This is a genomic window from Massilia frigida, assembly GCF_011682175.1.
In the GTDB taxonomy this organism is placed as follows: Bacteria; Pseudomonadota; Gammaproteobacteria; order Burkholderiales; family Burkholderiaceae_D; genus Telluria_A; species Telluria_A frigida.
The window spans coordinates 42920-59549 of sequence record NZ_WHJG01000008.1 but is presented as its reverse complement, the minus strand read 5'-3'; the positions used below and the strand labels follow the sequence as shown (position 1 = coordinate 59549).

Genomic DNA, 16630 nt, shown 5'->3' with positions numbered 1-16630 from the left:
TTCCGGAAGGCGATGGGATACCACCGCGCCGTGCGTTTTCGGCGACAAGGCGTGAGTCAATGCACCCGGGTGCGCGCCAGCACCTTGAGCCTGCGCGGGCCGTCCAGCGTGGCAACGATCATCTCGCCCGGGTTGAGCGAGACGCCCGTCAGCGCGTGGATGTTGACCGCGTGGGTGACCAGCACCACGTTGCCGCGCGCGGCGGAGCGCGGATGGCGCGCGAGCCAGGCGATGGTCGCATTGCTCGTGTCGGCCGTGGCCGGCGCGCGCTCGTCGAAGACAGAGTCGAGCATGGCGGCCGGCGCCGCCTTGCCGAACGCCAGCCGCGCCGTGTCCACGCAGCGGCACCAGTGGCTCGTCAGCACCTCGCCTACCCGGATCGCATGGCGCCGGAACCGGGCGCCGATGCGAACGGCATCGGCACGCCCGATCACCGACAGATTGCGCTGGGTGGCGCAATCGGCCAGCTGGAAACCGGGCGGGTCGACGACGCCGGGATCGGTCTGGGCGTGGCGCATCAGCACGACCTGCCCTCCCCCTTTCAGCAGGTCCCAGAAGGCGTCGTCGCCGGCGGCGCGGGCGGGAGCGATGGCCAGGCAGGCCAGGAGCATGAGCAGGTGTTTGATCATCGGGTTTTTCCGGTCGGGCGCCGCCAGTGGGCAGGGCGCGGTGTTGGGCCACTAGCAGAGCTGAGTGTACCGCCACGGCCACATGGCTGCTAGCGTGAACCATGCGCCACCGGGGCGCATTTTCCAGGGAGTTTCAATGTACATCCTTCCAGCCTTGCGTGTGCGCACCTTGTTGCCGCTAATCTTCTGCACGACCTTGGTCCTGCCCGCTGCCGCCGACCCGCTCGTCACCAAGCCGGAGGCCGAGGCGATGGTGAAGAAGACCCTTGCCTACCTCAAGACCAACGGCAGGGAAAAAACCTACGCCGAGATCAACCGCAAGGATGGTCCCTTCACCGACCGCGACCTCTACATCACCGTGTACGGCACCGACGGCGTGGTGCGCGCGCACGGCGCCAATCTCAGAATGCTTAACCGAAATCTCATGGAGATCAAGGATGTCGAGGGCAAGGAATTCGTGCGCGAACGCATCGAGTTGGCCAAGAAAAATGCGCCGTTCTGGCAAGAGTACAAGTTCACCAATCCGCTGAGCAAAAAGACCGAACCCAAGGCGATGTATTGCCAACCGTACGAAGATCTGGTGGTGTGCGGCGGGGTGTATATCAAGTAGCGGCACCAAGGCGGACGCGGCAAAAATCTCCTGGCGCGATATCGCCGCCGTCAACCACATGGTCTGCGACCGGACAAAGTTCCGCAGCTCCAGCGGCCTACTCTAAAAGCGCGCACTGGCGGTCTGGCTGATCGTTTGATCGCTGGAAACGTGTGCGCGCGGTAGCCGTCAAGCGGCATTCACACCTGGACCTTTTAAGGGGCAACACCATGAATTCCACAGTCAACCATTTTGCACGCACGCTGGCCGTGTGTGGAGCGCTCATCTGCGCGTTCGGCACGGCCGAGGCCAATACCTATCCTCAGCCTCAGCCTCAGCATAAACCTCAGTTCTCGGGGAAGGTCACCTCGTCGATCGATCCGAAAACCGGCGACGTGAAAGTCTGCTTCAAGGAAATCAACCTGAAAAACAAAGCCGTCACCTACACCGCCAAGGCATCGGTGGTGGCATCGTACGCCTGCCGCAATCACGGCGGCAACTGCCCTCCGGGCAAGGATACGGTCGTCAAGCAAACCGTTGCCACGTCGGCCACGTACTCGCCCGACAAGCACGGTACGGTGTCCGCATGCATCACGCTCAAAGTGCCAAAACCGGCCAAAAACCCATGCCCGGACTCGATGTCACTGGTGCTGGAAAGCGTGAGCTGGACTAACATCACCATCAGTGATGTGACCAATGGAATCGGTCCTGTTGCGGCTTATCCGTCGAAGCAGTCGGTCAACTATGGCTCCTGCCCGGCCCCCAAATAAGCCAAGGAGGTAGCAACGCGTCCGCTGCAGGCGACGGGAAGCACGCTTCCCCGACCGTGCGGCGGACGCTCCGGCGCACCACGCCGCATTCACATCGGCGCTCGCGGGGACGCATCACTTACAATGGCCGATGCATGCAGCCCGCATGCCAACTTCCCGGAGCGCCCTATTCAATCGACAAAACTCAGCCGCGACGCGTTCGCCGTCGCCCTGCGGCATGGCCGTGGCACTGCGGTGATGCATGTACAAGAGCATGGCCTGGACGGCGTGGAAGACCTGGTGCTGGCCGCCTGTCTTGAAAACCAGACCTACGACAGGCAGTGCGAGGGCAGCCGCGCCGTCTGGATATACAGCCTGTTCAAGGGGACGCCAGCACATCCCCGCTTCGCTGCGGCGATCCTCGCGGCAATGATATCCAGTACCGATGACTACGATGGCGATCAACAACGCGAGCTGGCCAGCCTGATGGGACGCGATGGCGACCTTGAGGCAGCCGCTGCCCTGCGCGCGTTCGTGTGGGGGCAGGCGTTCTCGGCCGACCGCGTGCTCGGCGCCAGGCCCATCAGAAACCTCGACGGGCTTCCCGCCATCGTCGAGATCGCACGACGCCTGGGCAAAGTCCTCCAGCAAGATCCCGAGGCGTGGGTCGATCCCCTGGATTACCTGGTTGATGATCCATTCCCGTTCGACGAGGTTTTTGCCGAACTCAAGCGGGTCGCGGCCTGCGATGAGGCGGTTGCCGCCTATGTTGCCAAGGAGGAAGCGGAAAGGATCGCCAGCAGCAATCGACCTGACTGGTCGAAGGAAGACCCGGCCGCAAGCGCAAGGCGGCGCGGCGACGCGTTCATGCAAGACAATCCGCTCGACACGATCCTGGCCGCCGCTACAAGCAAGTCGGGCGGACGAGGACGATTCATGCAGTTTGGCCGCTGGGCAAGCGAAGATGACCTGAACCGCATCCTCGACCGTCTGCGCATCGAGAGCGAGCCGGAAGCGTGCGAAAAATTGTTATGGGCGTTCAGACGAAGGCAACTGCCGCGCCTGGACGAATGCGTCTGGGCACTGGCCTGCCACAGTGCGGCCGATGTACGCAACGCGGCAGCCGTGGCACTGTCCCACACAAGCGACCCGCGCGTACGCGAACTGGCGCTTGAACGCGTCGGCGCCCCGGGCTTTTCGAGCGACTACGCCGAAGAACTCGACCTATTCAAGAACAATTATCAGCCCGGTGACGAAACGCTGATCCTGGCCGCGCTGGAACGGCAGACGGTCGATGGAGACGAGGCGCACTATCTCGGGACCTGCGCCATTGACATCTGCAACAGTGCCGATTCACCCGCACTGGCCGGCGTTGCCGAATGGGTCTACCGCACCAACCCGTGCGCCATTTGCCGCCGGCGTGCAGTCGAAAAACTACAGGAATGGCACCGCCTGCCGCCGCACATTGCCGCCGAGTGCCGCTTCGACGCGCTGGAAGACCTGCGCAAACTCGTGCACGAACAGCCCTGACCGATGCCGGTCAGCGCAGTTCCGCGTCGCGCAGCTGTTGCTGCGAAAGGTGAGCAAGCCAGGCGCCGGCGGCCGCCAGTCCGATGCCGCTGATGACGAGCATGGACGCGTCGCCGAACGTCCACCAGCCGCGCAGCGACATCACGAATCCTCCCACGGCAACGATGAAAAAAACCCGGCCACCTCCACCCTCCCGCAGCAGCCGCAGCAGCCGCAGGGTACCGATATACAGGCACAGGCCTGCCGCCGTACTCGCAAACAGATTGATGCTCGATACCGCACCGGTAGACGCCAGCGCCACGTAGTCGCTGCCGTACATGATCGCCGCCAGCAGGTGCGCCGCAACCAGCAGTCCCAGCGCATACCCACACTGGCGCATGCGCGAGGAAACGCGGCGGGCCGGCATCGATGCTGGCGGTGTGTAGGGATTCTCTGGAGTCGTCATACTCGCTCATTCATGGTGGCAGGCCGGCCCGATCAATCCCTGAAACGGCACATTTAAAACTTGGCAATGCGGTCCTGTTCCGACAATAATCGACCATCAAGTATTCAAACATGGCGACCCAATGCTATTCGATCATATCATTGACCGCAGGCGGACAGGCATGCTGCTGGTCGGTCTGCTGACCGGCTGTGGCGCCATCGATCCATCGCTGCGCCTTCAGCAAGCCGACGCACTGGCGCGCGCGGCAGGCTGGGAACGCAGCACGCTCCCGGCAGGCGCTTTTGCCCTCGCCAGCTGGAGCCCGGCGCCGCAGCGCGCAGCGACGCTGACGGTGTACGTGGAGGGCGACGGCCTGGCGTGGCTGGGCGCGAGCACCGTCTCGCCCGATCCGACGCCGCTGCAGCCGGTGGCCCTGCACCTGGCGCTGCGCCATCCCGGCGGCGCGGTGGCGTATCTGGCGCGGCCATGCCAGTTCCAGGCGGGCGCCCTGCCCGCCGCATGCCGCAGCGCGGTGTGGACCGATGCGCGCTACAGCCCACAAGTCATCGACAGCATGAACGCCGCGCTCGACCAGCTGATGCAGCGGGCCGGCGCACAGCGCCTGGTCCTGGTGGGGTATTCCGGTGGCGGCGCCGTGGCCGCGCTGCTGGCCGCGCGGCGTGCCGACGTGGCCCTGCTGCTGACAGTGGCCGCCAACCTGGACACGGCCGCCTGGGCGCGCATCCAGCACCTGTCGCCGCTGGCCGCCTCGCTCAATCCGGCCGACTACGCCGCGCAACTGGCGCGCGTGCCGCAGCAGCACTGGGTAGGCGCCGATGACGACATCGTACCGCCCGCCGTGCTGGCGTCGTACGCGGCACGCTTTCCGGCCGGCGCCAGGCCGCGCGTGACGGTGGTTCCCGGTTTCGGCCACGCATGCTGCTGGCAGGACGGCTGGGCGGTCATGGCGGCGCCGCTGCTGCCATCCGGCGAATGAAGCTTGTCCTCACGCCGCTTTTTGCATCGCCAGCAAATAGCCGACGCCGAGAAAACCATGCAGGCGAAAGCGCTGCGTCAGCGGGTTGTAGCCCAGGCCGCGCTGGTCCGTCTGCACGAGGCCAGCGTCGCGCGCCATGCCGGCCAGTTCCGCCGGCTTGATCAGGCGCCTGTACTGGTGCGTGCCAACCGGCAGAATACGCAGCACGTATTCCACCCCCACGATCGCCAGCAGATAACTGAGCGGGTTGCGGTTGATCGTCGAAAAAAACACCCAGCCGCCCGGCTTGACCAGTGCCGCGCAAGCGTCGATCACGGCCGACGGCTGCGGCACGTGTTCCAGCATCTCCATGCAGGTGACGACGTCGTACTGCCCTGCGTGACCGGTCGCCCAGGCCTCGGCGCTGCTGTAGGCATAGCGCACATCGACCGCCTGGCCCTGCGCGTGCCAGCGCGCGATCTGCAAGGGCTTGTCCGCCAGGTCGATGCCGGTGACCTTGGCGCCATGGCGCGCCATCGATTCGGCCAGGATGCCGCCGCCGCAGCCGACGTCGAGCACCTGCTTGCCCGCCAGGCGGCACAGGGAATCGATCCATGCCAGCCGGTGCGGATTGATGCGGTGCAGCGGCTTGAACTCGGACTGTTCGTCCCACCAGCGCGCGGCCAGCTTGTTGAAGCGCGCCAGTTCGGCCGGGTCGGCGTTCGGATGAAGCTCGGAAGTTGGTATGTACATGATCGTGATCCGTCAAGTAAGTAGAAAGGGATTACCAGTGCCCGCGCCGGCGGTTCCAGCGGTACAGCAGGCGCGCGAGCAGCTTGTACAGCGGGCCTGCCAGCCAGTGCATGGACCGCACCAGAGGCGCCAGCCAGCGCTGCCCGGGCGTGGCGGCCCACAGCGCGGCAAAGGCCCGGTCGCCGGAGAGCATGCGCCCGCTGGCGTCGCGCACATGGAGGCGCTCGTGCAACTGCTCGATATCGATGCCCAGCTGCGCCGCCAGTTCGGGTTCGGCGTGCACATCGCGCCATTCGATGACGCAGCCGCGCATGCGTTCGCGCTGGCCGCGCACGCCGGCATCGCACACCGGGCAGGCGCTGTTGTAGTAGACGACAGCCGGCTCGGATGCCGGCGGCTCGGGAGCTTGCATGGTGATCTCGCAATCGCAAAGTTGGTCGGTGCCGCGATTATGCACCACATTTAGCTAACTAGCTAATTATCTAATTAGGAAAGCGTGGTGTATCATGGCGCTTCATCCTCCAGCAAGCGAGCAGCACATCATGGATCAAATCTTCGCCGCCCTGGCCTCCACGCCGCGCCGCAAAATCCTGGCCTATCTCTCCGAAACGGAGCTGTCGGCGGGCGACATCGCATCGCGCTTCGAGATGACCAAGCCGTCCCTGTCGAAGCACCTGCGCATCCTCGAAACGGCGGGCCTGATCGCCAGCGACAAGCGCGGACAATTCGTGTTCTACCGCCTGCAGGGCGACAACCTGGCCAATACCCTGGCCTCGTTCATGCAGGCGGTCTGCCCGGTCTCGCAAGAGCTGAAGCAGGAGAGCCGCGCGCTGGCGCGCAAGAAGGCGCCCAAGGCATGAACTGCGCCGCCATGCGCGGCTTTGCGATTTACGGCGTTGCCATTACAATCACAGCACACCCGGACTGGTCCGGCATTTGCCAAGTGGATCTCAATGAGCGACGAACTGGTACGAGGAACGACAAGCCTGTGTTCGACCTGCAAACGCAGCATCGACGCCACCATCTGGCGCAGCGAGGGGCGCATCGTCATGCGCAAGCGCTGCCCGCAGCACGGCTCCGAAGAAGTCATCGTCTCGTCCAACGCGGCCTGGTACGACGCCATGATGGACGAACCGCCCGTGCTCACCCCGCCCGCTGGCGCGGCGCCGGCCAGCCAGGGCTGCCCGTTCGACTGCGGCCCCTGCACCAGCCACGAACAACAGGTGCTGCTGCCGATCGTGCCGATTACCTCGGCCTGCAACCTCGATTGCCCGATCTGCTACACGCATAACCGCAACGAAGGCGCGTTTCACATGTCGCAGGACCAGTTGCGCGCCATCCTGGGGCACATGCGGCGCGCCGACCCGAGCAACCGCATGATCAACCTGACCGGTGGCGAACCGACCCAGCACCCGGACTTTGAACGGCTGGTGGAACTGTGCCACGCCGAAGGCATCAACCGCATCACCATCTCGACCCACGGCCTGCGCTTTCTCAAGGATGAATGGCTGCTCGAACGCCTGGCTGCGCTGGACGCGCGCATCGTGCTGTCGTTCGACTCGTTCACGCCGGGGACCAATATCGACATGTTGGGCGGGAATTTCTACCAGGCGAAGATGCGGGTGCTGGCCCTGCTCGAAAAATACAAGGTCGACACCACCCTGCTGCCGGTGCTCGCGCGCGGCAGCAACGACCATGAAGTGGGCGCCTTCGTGAAGCTCGCGCTGGAAAAGGACTTCATCCGCAGCGTCGAACTGCACACGATGACCTTCACCGGCCAGGGAGGATCGCGCTTCGACCGGCGCGGGCGCTACACCACCTACGACGTGCTGGCCGACCTTGAACAGCAGACCGATGGCGCGCTGCGCATCAGCGACTTCGTGCCCTCGCCGTCGAGCCATCCGATGTGCTACCTGATCACCTATATGCTGCGCCTGGACGACGGGCGCTGGCTACCCTTCACCCGCTTCATGGAGCGCGCCGACCTGCGCGCGCTGCTGACCGGCACACTGTACCTGGAACCGACGCCGCAGGTGGAACTGCGGCTGCAAGACGTGATCACGCGCCTGTGGGCCGGCGAGATCGATTGCCCCGACAGCGACCTGGTGCTGGCCACGCTCAAAGGTCTGCTGGCGCGCATGTTCGGCCCCGGCCTGTCGACCGAACAGCGCATGCGCATCGGCGAGCAAAGCTCCAAGGCGATCTACGTCCATTCGCACATGGACGAAGAAACCTTCGACACCGACCGCATTCGCCAGTGCTGCGTGGGCATCCGCGAACCGGACGGGCGCAACGTCCCCTCGTGCGCCTACAACATCCTGTACCGCGACCGCGACACCCGCTTTTCCGTGGCTCCGGGCGCGCCGGTCGCCACCCTGGGCAGCGGCAGGCTGACCGTGCCATGAGCGACGAACACGACATCCTGCGCGCGCTCGACCTGCCGCAGGAAGCCATTCCCCGCTTCCTCGCGCACGCCGCGCAGTTCTGCATCGATCATGGCGGCCAGCGCCACTACGGCGAACTGCTTGCCCTGCTGGCACGCTACCAGGCCGCGGCGGCAGAGGAGCGATGAGATACAACGGTCTGCAACTGGTGATCAGCCTTGCCGTGCGCAAGCTGGACGACCCGATATTTAACCGCTTCCGCGATGCGCTGGTGCTGGGTGCGATCCGTGAAGACGTGGTCTACCTGCCGCGCCGCCAAAAGATCTGGGAACACTGGTCATTGAGCCACTTCTCCGGGCGCTATCTCGGTGGCGGTTTTATCCCGTTCGTGACAGCCAGCGCGCCGGCAAAGGCGCAGGCCTGCTTCGACCGCGCCGTGGCGGCATGGCGCAACGGCCAGCACGCGCGCGCCTTCGTGCAGCTGGGGATGGCCTCGCATTTGGTGATCGACATGGCCTGCCCGGTCCACGCCAGCCGCGTGGCGCACCTGACCGACGGCTACGAGTGGTACGTCGAGGCCAACGGCCCACACCTGGCGGCGCTGCCGTTCGACGTCCCAAGCCAGTACGGCAGCGCGCGCGACGCCGCCGCCGGCCTGGCCGCATTCACGCGCCGCTTCACGCCGGACCGCACCAACCATCACTGGGGCCGCCTGCTCAAGCGCGTGGGCCTGCGCCGCTCGCTGACGCGCACCGAGTTCGCGGCCCAGGCGGAACAGATCATCCCCACCGCCGCCGGCCACCTGGCGGCGGTATATATGCAGTTCATTGAAGCGACCCGTCCCTCTTGAAAAAAATCCTGTTCACCCTCCTGTTCGCGCTGACCATCTACCTGACCGCGCGTTTCTTCTCGCATGCCAGCGGCGCCAGCCTGGCCGGCGTGCTGGCCCTGATCTTCACCATTCCCCTGCCCCTCTGGCTGGGCCTCGCGGCGCTGACCTGCCTGTTTTACATGCTGGACTGGATACGCCTGCGCAGCATGCTCGCAGTGCTCGGCCATCCGCTGCGTTTCGCGCAGGGCCTGAAGCTGACGTGCGTCAGCTACTTCGTCACCAGCCTCACGCCCAGCGCCGAACTGCATACGCCGGCCATGATGTTCATGCTTACCCGCCAGGGCGTGCCGATGCCGCAGGCGCTGGCGGCGTCAGTCAGCAAAAGCATTTACATGACCTTGTGGATCTGCCTGGTGTCGTGCGCCACCCTGACCTTCGGCCACGCCATTGCGCTACCGGCCGCCTTGCAGGTGGGCTTGCCGCTGCTGACCGCGCCGCTGCTGGGCATTGCCCTGCTGCTCGCACTGATGGCGTTCTTTCCCGGACCGGTGATGCGCTGGACCGGACGGCGCGCCAGCACGATGAAGGACGGCAGCCTGTGGCAGAAAATCCTGCTCGGTATCGGCCAGAGCGCGCACGCGATTTCCGCCATCGGCAAGTCGACCGACGTGCAGCATCTGGTGTGCCACCTTGCGTCAGTCGTTTTCCTGCTCACCTACGTGACTATCGGCTGGCTGCTGGCCACCCATTTCGGCTTCAGTCTGAACTGGCTGCAAGCGCTGACGATCTTTTCGACCAGCCTGATGGTCGCCTACCTGGCGCCGGTACCGGGCGCAATCGGCGTGGCCGAAGTGGCAACCAGCTACATGCTCGATCCGGCCTTGACACCCCAGGGCATGGCGGTGAGCGTGACCTTGCGGGTCCTGTGCTGGTATCTGGTGGCCGTGCCCGGCGCGGCGGTGCTGGCGCGCGAATTCCACCGTGCCGGCGCATGGAAGCTGCCCAAGGTGTTCAGCTAGCCGTTTTCGCCAGGTAGCGATTCCACAGCCAGCGCGCCGCGACCAGTTGCGCGAGCATCAGCGCCAGGTTCAGCGCCCGCACCGGCCAGCCCCACGGGATGAACGTTACCAACGGGTCCCACGGGCGGAAAGCGAGATTGACATTCAGGCTCTCGGGCGTGAATGCCTGGCTGAACGCGATCAGCAACTGGTAAGTCGCCAGCGCGACCCATGGAATCGCGGCCGGCACGCGCTTGCCCCACCACGCCATCGCACCGAGCGCCGGCGCGCACACATGCAGCATGAACGAGGCGACCGATGTGTGGCCGCTGGTCGCCACATGCAGCACGTAGGCCGGCAAGGCGATGGCCGCCTGGCACAGGAAACCGGTGACGATCAGCGGCGCGACATTGGCGACCAGGCCGAGCGCCAGCATCGCGCTGGTGACGTGGCACATCCACAGCAGTTCGGGCGCGAGGCCGTCCTGCGTCTTCTGCACCGCCAGGGTCGCCAGCAACAGCAGCAAGAAGACGCCGCCGGCACGGTTCATCCCAGCCCGCCCGTGAGCGGAAACTGGGCGCCGTTCAGATAGGTGTTTTCGAGCGCGAGCCAGCGCAGGCCGCGCGCGGCCTCGATGCAGGTGCCGGTGCGGCCCAGCGCCGAGTAGCGCCGGTACGATTCGCGCAGCTTGGGGTCGAGCGCCGCCGCGATGCCGCCATCGAGCACGCCCACCACCGCGAGATTGACCAGGATGCCCTTGGGACCGAGTTCCTTGGCCAGCGCCATGGTCAGGCCCCACAGGGCCGCCTGGCTGGCCGCGTAATGCGCGGGCGCGGGCACCGGCTGCAAGCCGTCGAGGGCGGCCACCAGCACCAGGGCGCCACGCAGGCCGCGCTGTTCCATCTGCTGGGCGCACAGCAGCGCGGCGCGCCCGTGCACGGCATGCACCGCGTCCCAGGCAGCCACTGTCACGGCGCCGACCAGCGCAATCGGCGCCACGCCGGCGCAGTGGACCACCACGTCGGGCAGGCGGGCGTCGCGCGCGAGCGCATCGAACAGCGCTTCAATCGCGTCGGCCTGCACGAAATCGGCGGCGTAGGCCTGGAAACCGAGTTCCTCGCCAATGGCGGCGGCAGCCTGCGCGCCGTGACAGTAAGTAAACACCACGTCGGCGCCGCTGCGCTTTAGTTCGCGCAGCAGGGCCGAACCCAGGGCGCCGCTGCCGCCCAGTACAAGTACGCGTTTCATTGAAGGTCCCACAGGAAGTCGAGCGCGTCGCGCAGCGCATGCACGCACGCCAGCAGCTCATCGTCGGATATCGCAAAAGATGGCTGCACGCGCAGTACCTGCCACGCGTGGCCGCAGATCTGCGTAATGTAGCCGGCCTTGTACAGCCGGTGCACCAGCAGCATGCCGATGGCCGGCTGCGAGGCCAGTTCGGGCACGCCAAGGTAGTCGAACTGGTAGCACGGATGATCGGGGGCGTCGAGCTCGATGCCCAGCATCAGGCCTTCGCCACGGATCGCCTTGACCAATGGCGACGGCGCCACCCATTCGTCGAGCGCGTCGCGCAGCAGGCGACCCTTGCGCCGCACCTCGGCCAGCATCGCGTCGTCCAGCAGGTCGAGCGCCGCCAGCCCCGCCACGCAGGCCAGCGCATTGCCGCTGAAGGTGGATGCGTGCGCCTCGGCGAGCGCGAACTTGCCGTACACGCCGTCGAAAATCGCACGGCGCGTGAGCATCACCGACAGGGGCATCAGGCCGCCGCCCAGCGCCTTGCCGAGCGTGACCACGTCGGGCCGGCGCGGCCAGTCCTCGCTCGACAAAAACCGGCCGGTGCGTCCAAGCCCGGTCTGGATTTCGTCGGCCACCAGCAGCACGCCGCGCTCGCCCGTGCCGTGGCACAAGCGGGCCAGCCAAGCCGCATCGGGCAGGCGCACGCCCGCTTCGACCTGGATCGGTTCGAGCACGATGGCGGCCAGCGACGGATCGGCCAGGGCTTTTTCCAGCGCGTCCATGTCGCCGAACGGCAGCGCATCGATCATCGGCAGGTGTGGCCCGAAGATGTCGCGGTACGGGCCCGCCTGCATCATCGCCACGCTGCCGAAAGTGCAGCCGTGGTAGGCGCCCTGGATGCAGGCGATGCGCGGCCTGCCGGTGGCGCCGCGCACCAGCTTGAGCGCCGCTTCCACCGCCTCTGTGCCGCCGCTGGCGAAAAACGCCGCATCGTATCCGGTTTGCTGATGCAGGCGGCTGGCCAGCAATCCCGCATACGGGCTGATACCTGACGGGTAGAACGAGGGCGCGCTGCCGTTCAGGAACGCCATCAACGCCGCCTCGATGGCCGGCGGACGATGCCCGAAGGCTTGCGTACCCCAACCGGCCAGCAGGTCGGTGTAGTGCTTGCCGTCGGCATCGATCAGGCGCCCCTGCTCCACCCGTTCGAGCAGGTAAGGCTCGCTGCTCAATGTCGCGCGCATCGAGACGAGCGGATTGACGAAGGCGCGGAAATCATCGTAGCCCCGATGCAGCAGCGCGTCCATCACAATCCTCCATCGAAGGTCAGGCGCGCGCCGCTCATGAAGCTGTTCTCGTCCGACACCAGCCAGGTGACAAAGGCGGCGGTTTCTTCGAGCGTGGCGGTACGCCCCAGCGGGCAGTGCGTGGTGTAGTCGTCCAGCCGGTACTGGGGCGCCTGCTGGCCCATGCCCGCTTCAAGCAGGCCGGCCGACAGGTCATTGACAGCGATCCCGTAGCGCCCTACTTCCTTGGCCAGCGCACGGGTAAAGCCTTGCAGCCCGGCCTTGGCCGCCGCGTAATGCACGGGCGACTCGACGATCCGCTCGCCGGCAATCGACCCGATATTGAGGATGTGCCCCTTCTTTGCCCTCAGCATCGGCCGCAGCGCGGCGCGCGAGAAGATGTACGCACCTTTGAGGCAGGTATCGAGCACCAGGTCCCAGTCATCCTCTTCCAGCAAGGCGATCGGCAGCACCTGCATCACGCCGGCGTTGTTGACGAGGATGTCCAGCCCTTCCCATTCAGCGACGATAGCATTGACGGTACTCCTGGCATGCGCCGCATCGGTGACCGATCCCTTGAACACCAACGGTTCGACACCCAGTTCGCGCAACATGGCGCGCGTGACTTCGACCTGTTCGTCGTCCTTGACATAGGTGAACGCCACGCGCGCGCCGGCGGCGGCGAAGGCCACGCAGATGGCGCGGCCAAGGTTGCGCGAGCCGCCGGTCACGAGGCAGCGTTTTCCCGCCAGCCGCAAGGGCGGCGCGGACGTATCGGAGTCGATCACAGGGTGGTCCGTTTCATGGTTCATTGGGAGCGCATGCGCGTGGAAAGGTCTGTTAGCGAGCGCAGGGTCGAGCCCTGCCCCAGCGCCTGCGTGAAGCCGCGGCACAGGGTCCAGCAATCCTGGCAGCGCGCTACCGAATCGAGCCCCCGCATGCGGGTGACGATCTGCGCCAGCGGCTCGTCGCGCACGTTGCCGACCACCGAATCGATGCGCTCGATGCAGGGCGATACGTTGCCGAGATGGTCGATGTTAAAAGACTGCTCGCCGGCGTGGCAGGCCGGCATGGGGCCGCGTTCGACGAAGGCATCCATGCGTTCCAGGTAGTCGCGGAAGGTGCGCAGGTGCGGATAGCGCTGCCACAGGTCGAGCATTTTGGCGCTGAGCGAGGCGTCCGGCAGCTGGTCCTCCTCGCTCTTGCCGCGCCTGAAGCCGTCGGTCGAGAGCAATGTGACGCAGTGGCCGACGCCACGCGCCGCGCTCATTTGCAGCAGCTTTTCAACGTCATCCTGGTTTTCCTTCATCAGGATCGTCATCACATGCACCTGCTTGCCGCCATGGGGTGCATGCGCCAGCAGGGTGTCCACGGCGCGCCAGGCTTGGTCGAAAGCGCCATCCAGCCTTCGTTTCTGGTCGTGGCGCGCCGCGTCTGCAAAGTCGATCGATACGCCGACCTGCGCCACGCCGGCCGCGAACAGTCCCGCCGCCTTGGCGTCGTCGACAAACCAGCCATTGGTATACAGGACCGGCGCATGGCGCTCGCCAAAAGCGCGCACGATCTCGATGATGTCCGGCCGCAGCAGCGGCTCGCCGCCTTCGACCGACACCAGGAAGGTGCCGATCCGCGCCAGTTCGGCCGCCACGCGCTGGTAATCGGCGACCGTCAGTTCGAGGCGCGGGGCGACGCCGTTCGGCCAGAAGCCGCAGAACGAGCAGCGCATATTGCAGCGGTTGGTGACCTGCACCAGCACCTGGAACGGCTGCTTGCGCAGGATGCCCCCCATGAAGCGCAGGTCGCGGCTGGTGCGTGCGACGAGGCCTGGTCCTTTCAGAATTGCCATCCACCCCTCCATTGCGCGCCCGCCCGGCGCGTGACGTCCGCCACGATGGGGGCGATACCCCGGTACTCGTCGAGGATCGTGCCGACCGCCTCCACCACCGAATCGATTTCTTCGTCGCCGATGGTCAGCGCTGGTTCGAGCCGCAGCACGTTCCAGCGCGATGACGCGGGCTGCGCCAGGATGCCCGCTTCCAGCAGCCTGACCGCAACCCACTGGCCGAACATGCCTTCGGAGACCTTGTCCACCAGCGACGGCGCCAGCTTGTCTAGCCAGGAACTGCCAGTGGGGCCGAACTCGATCCCGACCAGCAGGCCACGCCCGCGAATTTCCTTGACCAGCGGGTGCCCACGCAGGCGCTCGCGCAGCCCGTCCAACAGGCGCGCGCCGCGCAGGGCACTGCGTGCGACGAGATTCTCGTCGTCGATCAGTTCCAGCGTCTTCAGGGCAGCGGCGCAGGCCAGCGCGTTGCCCTGGTAGGTGGAACTGTGCAGATCGAAGCGCCCCGCGCCACCGTACGCCTTGTCGAACAGCGCGCGCGATGTCACCGCCACCGAAATGGCGGCCAGCCCACCCGACAGCGCCTTGGCGAGGCATAGCACATCGGGCACGACATCTTCCGCCTGATGCGCGAACAAGGTGCCGGTGCGGCCAAGGCCGGTCTGGATTTCGTCGAGGACGAGCAGCGTGCCGCGCGCGCGGCACAGGTCCTGCGCGGCGCGCAGATAGCCGGGCGGCGGCAGGATTACGCCACCTTCCGCCTGTAGTGGTTCGACCAGGAACGCGGCCGGCTTGTGCGTCCTGAGAACGCGTTCCAGCGCTTCCAGGTCGCCGAAAGGGATACGGTGGCAGCCGGCCAGCAGCGGCTCGAAGGGCTGGCGCAGGCGCTCGGCGCCCATCACCGACAAGGTGCCGAGCGTGGTGCCATGAAAGCCGCCGTCGCACGAAACGAAGTCGCTGCGCCCGGTGGCGGCGCGCGCCAGCTTGAGTCCCGCTTCCACCGCCTCGGCCCCGCTGCTGGCGAACAGGCTGACTTCGAGCGGCGCGGCGAGCCGCTTTGCGAGCGCCTCGGCCAGTGCCGCCGCACCGGCGGCCGGCCCTGTGTGGCAGAAGTGCAGCACCTGTTCGTCCAGCAGCTGGTGCAGGCGCGCGATCAGCGCTGGGTGATTGTGGCCCAGGTTCACCGACCCGAAACCGGCAAGGCAGTCCAGGTAGCGCCGTCCCTCGCTGTCCCACAGCCAGACATCGCTGGCGCGCGTGAACACGCGCCCGTAACCGAGCACGCCCAGCAACTGGATGAAGGATGGATTGATGTACTTCGCGTACGTTTGCGAGACCGGGTGTTCGCTCTGTTTCATGCGGTTTCCAGTCCAAGTTCGGCGCGCAGGCGCGCATCCGACGAGGGCCGCCAGATTTTTTGATCCAGCCAGAAGTGGTGGCAGAACAGGCCCCAATACAGCGCCAGGAACACCTGTGCGGATGCCGATCCGGGCGCCGCACCCACCGGCGCCCCGCCGCGCGCCAGGTTCAAGGCGACGTACAGCAGCGAGGCGGCCAGCATGATGGCGTACACCCATCGCGCCGCCATGCCGGAGCGCGCGCGCCGGCGCTCGGTGGCGATGACAATGCCGATGTACTGCAAGCCATGCAGCGTTCCACCGACGATGGTCGCGGCCATGAACACCTGTTCGGTCGTGAGCGGATTGGCCAGCAGCGGCTCGCGCAGGCCGACCGCAAACAGCGAGAACAGGGTTGTTCCCACAGCCACCACAAGGCCGAATATTCCTGGCAGGACGGCGCTGCCGCTGCGCCAGCGCCGCACCAGCAGCGCCGCCCACAACAGCACGGCCATCGCCAGCAGCATGGCCAGCGCAGTAATGGCGTGCGCACCCCACGATACACGCGCCGCCAGGTCGACATTGGCCGGATGCGCCAGCGCGAGCAGGCCGAAGGCCACCCACAGGATACTGTGCAGCAGAAGCCTGTCGGCCTTGCGGGCGGCGGCATCGGCGTCGCCAAGGCGCTGGTATACCGACAAGATGCCGTGGTGCTGGCGCACCCCGTGATGGAAGGACCACAGCGCCACAGCGCCGAGGAACAGCAAAAAAGGCTCGGGGCGGCCGCTGATCCACGATACGCCCAGCAAAACGGGGCCGGGCAGCAGCCAGGCAAGGCTGGTCCACAGCAGGCGGCCACGCTCGCGCCGGAAGCCGGCATCGAGATAAGTGCGCTGCCACGTGGCCAGCAGATGCGGGCCTTCCACCAGCCAGATCCAGGCGAACCACATGGGCAGCACGGTGACGGGCGCGGCCAGCATCAGCAAGCCCGCCAACAGCGCGACGACGCCACTGCCGAAAAAGAAGCAGGCATCGAACAGCGGGCCGCCGATCCAGCGTGTCAT

At 66.2% G+C, this 16630-nt stretch carries 20 protein-coding genes; 9 read left to right on the top strand and 11 right to left on the bottom strand.

Translation table 11 applies throughout. From position 1 onward, the window contains the following. Window positions 1-56: 56 nt before the first annotated feature. Window positions 57-629 carry a histidine phosphatase family protein gene (locus F2P44_RS10390; protein WP_167086635.1) on the bottom strand — a complete coding sequence of 191 codons (573 nt, stop codon included), beginning with the start codon at window positions 627-629 and terminating at the stop codon, window positions 57-59. 136 nt (window positions 630-765) lie between these two features. On the opposite strand from F2P44_RS10390, the gene F2P44_RS10385 reads away from it, so the two are divergent. From F2P44_RS10385 to F2P44_RS10375, 3 genes are all read left to right on the top strand, one after another. Then, a complete protein-coding gene (locus tag F2P44_RS10385) occupies window positions 766-1239 on the top strand; it encodes a cache domain-containing protein (protein WP_167086634.1) in 474 nt (157 codons plus the stop codon). A gap of 209 nt (window positions 1240-1448) precedes the next feature. Beyond that, the gene (locus tag F2P44_RS10380; RefSeq protein WP_167086633.1) at window positions 1449-1988 is read left to right on the top strand and encodes a hypothetical protein; all 540 of its coding nucleotides are present in this window, start codon (window positions 1449-1451) and stop codon (window positions 1986-1988) included. Window positions 1989-2225: 237 nt separating this feature from the next. Next, a complete protein-coding gene (locus F2P44_RS10375) occupies window positions 2226-3497 on the top strand; it encodes a hypothetical protein (protein ID WP_167086632.1) in 1272 nt (423 codons plus the stop codon). 10 nt (window positions 3498-3507) lie between these two features. Here F2P44_RS10375 and F2P44_RS10370 read toward each other — a convergent pair whose 3' ends face one another. Beyond that, complete coding sequence (locus F2P44_RS10370) at window positions 3508-3942, bottom strand: hypothetical protein (protein ID WP_167086631.1); 435 nt, start codon at window positions 3940-3942, stop codon at window positions 3508-3510. 160 nt (window positions 3943-4102) lie between these two features. Between F2P44_RS10370 and F2P44_RS10365 the strand changes: the two genes are divergently transcribed. Beyond that, complete coding sequence (locus F2P44_RS10365; protein WP_167086630.1) at window positions 4103-4918, top strand: alpha/beta hydrolase; 816 nt, start codon at window positions 4103-4105, stop codon at window positions 4916-4918. 9 nt (window positions 4919-4927) lie between these two features. Here F2P44_RS10365 and ubiG read toward each other — a convergent pair whose 3' ends face one another. Next, window positions 4928-5650 (bottom strand): bifunctional 2-polyprenyl-6-hydroxyphenol methylase/3-demethylubiquinol 3-O-methyltransferase UbiG, encoded by a 723-nt coding sequence (ubiG, locus tag F2P44_RS10360; protein ID WP_167086629.1) that lies wholly within the window; start codon window positions 5648-5650, stop codon window positions 4928-4930. A gap of 31 nt (window positions 5651-5681) precedes the next feature. Continuing rightward, complete coding sequence (locus tag F2P44_RS10355; RefSeq protein ID WP_167086628.1) at window positions 5682-6062, bottom strand: thiol-disulfide oxidoreductase DCC family protein; 381 nt, start codon at window positions 6060-6062, stop codon at window positions 5682-5684. Window positions 6063-6192: 130 nt separating this feature from the next. Between F2P44_RS10355 and F2P44_RS10350 the strand changes: the two genes are divergently transcribed. The 5 genes from F2P44_RS10350 to F2P44_RS10330 all read left to right on the top strand — a co-directional run bounded on the left by F2P44_RS10350 (window position 6193) and on the right by F2P44_RS10330 (window position 9885). Further along, window positions 6193-6510 carry a metalloregulator ArsR/SmtB family transcription factor gene (locus tag F2P44_RS10350; protein WP_167086627.1) on the top strand — a complete coding sequence of 106 codons (318 nt, stop codon included), beginning with the start codon at window positions 6193-6195 and terminating at the stop codon, window positions 6508-6510. A gap of 93 nt (window positions 6511-6603) precedes the next feature. Continuing rightward, complete coding sequence (locus F2P44_RS10345; RefSeq protein ID WP_167086626.1) at window positions 6604-8055, top strand: radical SAM protein; 1452 nt, start codon at window positions 6604-6606, stop codon at window positions 8053-8055. Continuing rightward, a complete protein-coding gene (locus tag F2P44_RS10340) occupies window positions 8052-8222 on the top strand; it encodes a hypothetical protein (protein WP_167086625.1) in 171 nt (56 codons plus the stop codon). The genes F2P44_RS10345 and F2P44_RS10340 overlap by 4 nt, the downstream gene beginning before the upstream one ends. Further along, window positions 8219-8884 (top strand): zinc dependent phospholipase C family protein, encoded by a 666-nt coding sequence (locus F2P44_RS10335; protein ID WP_167086624.1) that lies wholly within the window; start codon window positions 8219-8221, stop codon window positions 8882-8884. The genes F2P44_RS10340 and F2P44_RS10335 overlap by 4 nt, the downstream gene beginning before the upstream one ends. Further along, window positions 8881-9885: a lysylphosphatidylglycerol synthase transmembrane domain-containing protein gene (locus F2P44_RS10330; protein WP_167086623.1), complete on the top strand. Its 1005-nt coding sequence runs from the start codon at window positions 8881-8883 to the stop codon at window positions 9883-9885. The genes F2P44_RS10335 and F2P44_RS10330 overlap by 4 nt, the downstream gene beginning before the upstream one ends. Here the strand turns inward: F2P44_RS10330 and F2P44_RS10325 are convergent. Genes F2P44_RS10325 through F2P44_RS10295 form a run of 7 tightly spaced genes read right to left on the bottom strand, consistent with a single transcriptional unit; the run spans window position 9878 to window position 16630 of the window. Continuing rightward, window positions 9878-10414, bottom strand: a complete 537-nt coding sequence (locus F2P44_RS10325) for a hypothetical protein (protein ID WP_167086622.1) — start codon at window positions 10412-10414, stop codon at window positions 9878-9880. The two genes, F2P44_RS10330 and F2P44_RS10325, sit on opposite strands and share 8 nt — an antisense overlap. Further along, entirely contained in the window at window positions 10411-11112 is a 702-nt protein-coding gene (locus tag F2P44_RS10320) for an SDR family NAD(P)-dependent oxidoreductase (RefSeq protein WP_167086621.1), read from the bottom strand. Before F2P44_RS10320 ends, F2P44_RS10325 begins: the two co-directional genes overlap by 4 nt. Next, window positions 11109-12407, bottom strand: coding sequence for an aspartate aminotransferase family protein (locus F2P44_RS10315; RefSeq protein ID WP_167086620.1), 1299 nt, complete (start codon window positions 12405-12407; stop codon window positions 11109-11111). Before F2P44_RS10315 ends, F2P44_RS10320 begins: the two co-directional genes overlap by 4 nt. Then, a complete protein-coding gene (locus tag F2P44_RS10310; protein WP_167086619.1) occupies window positions 12407-13198 on the bottom strand; it encodes an SDR family NAD(P)-dependent oxidoreductase in 792 nt (263 codons plus the stop codon). Before F2P44_RS10310 ends, F2P44_RS10315 begins: the two co-directional genes overlap by 1 nt. Beyond that, window positions 13195-14232 carry a radical SAM protein gene (locus F2P44_RS10305; protein WP_167086618.1) on the bottom strand — a complete coding sequence of 346 codons (1038 nt, stop codon included), beginning with the start codon at window positions 14230-14232 and terminating at the stop codon, window positions 13195-13197. The genes F2P44_RS10310 and F2P44_RS10305 overlap by 4 nt, the downstream gene beginning before the upstream one ends. Beyond that, complete coding sequence (locus F2P44_RS10300; protein WP_167086617.1) at window positions 14220-15587, bottom strand: aspartate aminotransferase family protein; 1368 nt, start codon at window positions 15585-15587, stop codon at window positions 14220-14222. The genes F2P44_RS10305 and F2P44_RS10300 overlap by 13 nt, the downstream gene beginning before the upstream one ends. Further along, a complete protein-coding gene (locus F2P44_RS10295) occupies window positions 15584-16630 on the bottom strand; it encodes a hypothetical protein (RefSeq protein ID WP_167086616.1) in 1047 nt (348 codons plus the stop codon). The genes F2P44_RS10300 and F2P44_RS10295 overlap by 4 nt, the downstream gene beginning before the upstream one ends.

What these genes read in the sequence shown, in the direction of transcription:
- F2P44_RS10385 (WP_167086634.1), top strand. Translation starts at nt 766, where the DNA reads ATGTACATCCTTCCAGCCTTGCGTGTGCGCACCTTGTTGCCGCTAATC.
- F2P44_RS10380 (WP_167086633.1), top strand. Translation starts at nt 1,449, where the DNA reads ATGAATTCCACAGTCAACCATTTTGCACGCACGCTGGCCGTGTGTGGA.
- F2P44_RS10390 (WP_167086635.1), bottom strand. Translation starts at nt 629, where the DNA reads ATGATCAAACACCTGCTCATGCTCCTGGCCTGCCTGGCCATCGCTCCC.
- F2P44_RS10365 (WP_167086630.1), top strand. Translation starts at nt 4,103, where the DNA reads ATGCTGCTGGTCGGTCTGCTGACCGGCTGTGGCGCCATCGATCCATCG.
- F2P44_RS10295 (WP_167086616.1), bottom strand. Translation starts at nt 16,630, where the DNA reads ATGACACGCTGGATCGGCGGCCCGCTGTTCGATGCCTGCTTCTTTTTC.
- F2P44_RS10300 (WP_167086617.1), bottom strand. Translation starts at nt 15,587, where the DNA reads ATGAAACAGAGCGAACACCCGGTCTCGCAAACGTACGCGAAGTACATC.
- F2P44_RS10325 (WP_167086622.1), bottom strand. Translation starts at nt 10,414, where the DNA reads ATGAACCGTGCCGGCGGCGTCTTCTTGCTGCTGTTGCTGGCGACCCTG.
- F2P44_RS10375 (WP_167086632.1), top strand. Translation starts at nt 2,226, where the DNA reads ATGCATGTACAAGAGCATGGCCTGGACGGCGTGGAAGACCTGGTGCTG.
- F2P44_RS10355 (WP_167086628.1), bottom strand. Translation starts at nt 6,062, where the DNA reads ATGCAAGCTCCCGAGCCGCCGGCATCCGAGCCGGCTGTCGTCTACTAC.
- F2P44_RS10315 (WP_167086620.1), bottom strand. Translation starts at nt 12,407, where the DNA reads ATGGACGCGCTGCTGCATCGGGGCTACGATGATTTCCGCGCCTTCGTC.
- F2P44_RS10335 (WP_167086624.1), top strand. Translation starts at nt 8,219, where the DNA reads ATGAGATACAACGGTCTGCAACTGGTGATCAGCCTTGCCGTGCGCAAG.
- F2P44_RS10345 (WP_167086626.1), top strand. Translation starts at nt 6,604, where the DNA reads ATGAGCGACGAACTGGTACGAGGAACGACAAGCCTGTGTTCGACCTGC.
- F2P44_RS10305 (WP_167086618.1), bottom strand. Translation starts at nt 14,232, where the DNA reads ATGGCAATTCTGAAAGGACCAGGCCTCGTCGCACGCACCAGCCGCGAC.
- F2P44_RS10340 (WP_167086625.1), top strand. Translation starts at nt 8,052, where the DNA reads ATGAGCGACGAACACGACATCCTGCGCGCGCTCGACCTGCCGCAGGAA.
- F2P44_RS10370 (WP_167086631.1), bottom strand. Translation starts at nt 3,942, where the DNA reads ATGACGACTCCAGAGAATCCCTACACACCGCCAGCATCGATGCCGGCC.
- F2P44_RS10320 (WP_167086621.1), bottom strand. Translation starts at nt 11,112, where the DNA reads ATGAAACGCGTACTTGTACTGGGCGGCAGCGGCGCCCTGGGTTCGGCC.
- F2P44_RS10310 (WP_167086619.1), bottom strand. Translation starts at nt 13,198, where the DNA reads ATGAACCATGAAACGGACCACCCTGTGATCGACTCCGATACGTCCGCG.
- F2P44_RS10350 (WP_167086627.1), top strand. Translation starts at nt 6,193, where the DNA reads ATGGATCAAATCTTCGCCGCCCTGGCCTCCACGCCGCGCCGCAAAATC.
- ubiG (WP_167086629.1), bottom strand. Translation starts at nt 5,650, where the DNA reads ATGTACATACCAACTTCCGAGCTTCATCCGAACGCCGACCCGGCCGAA.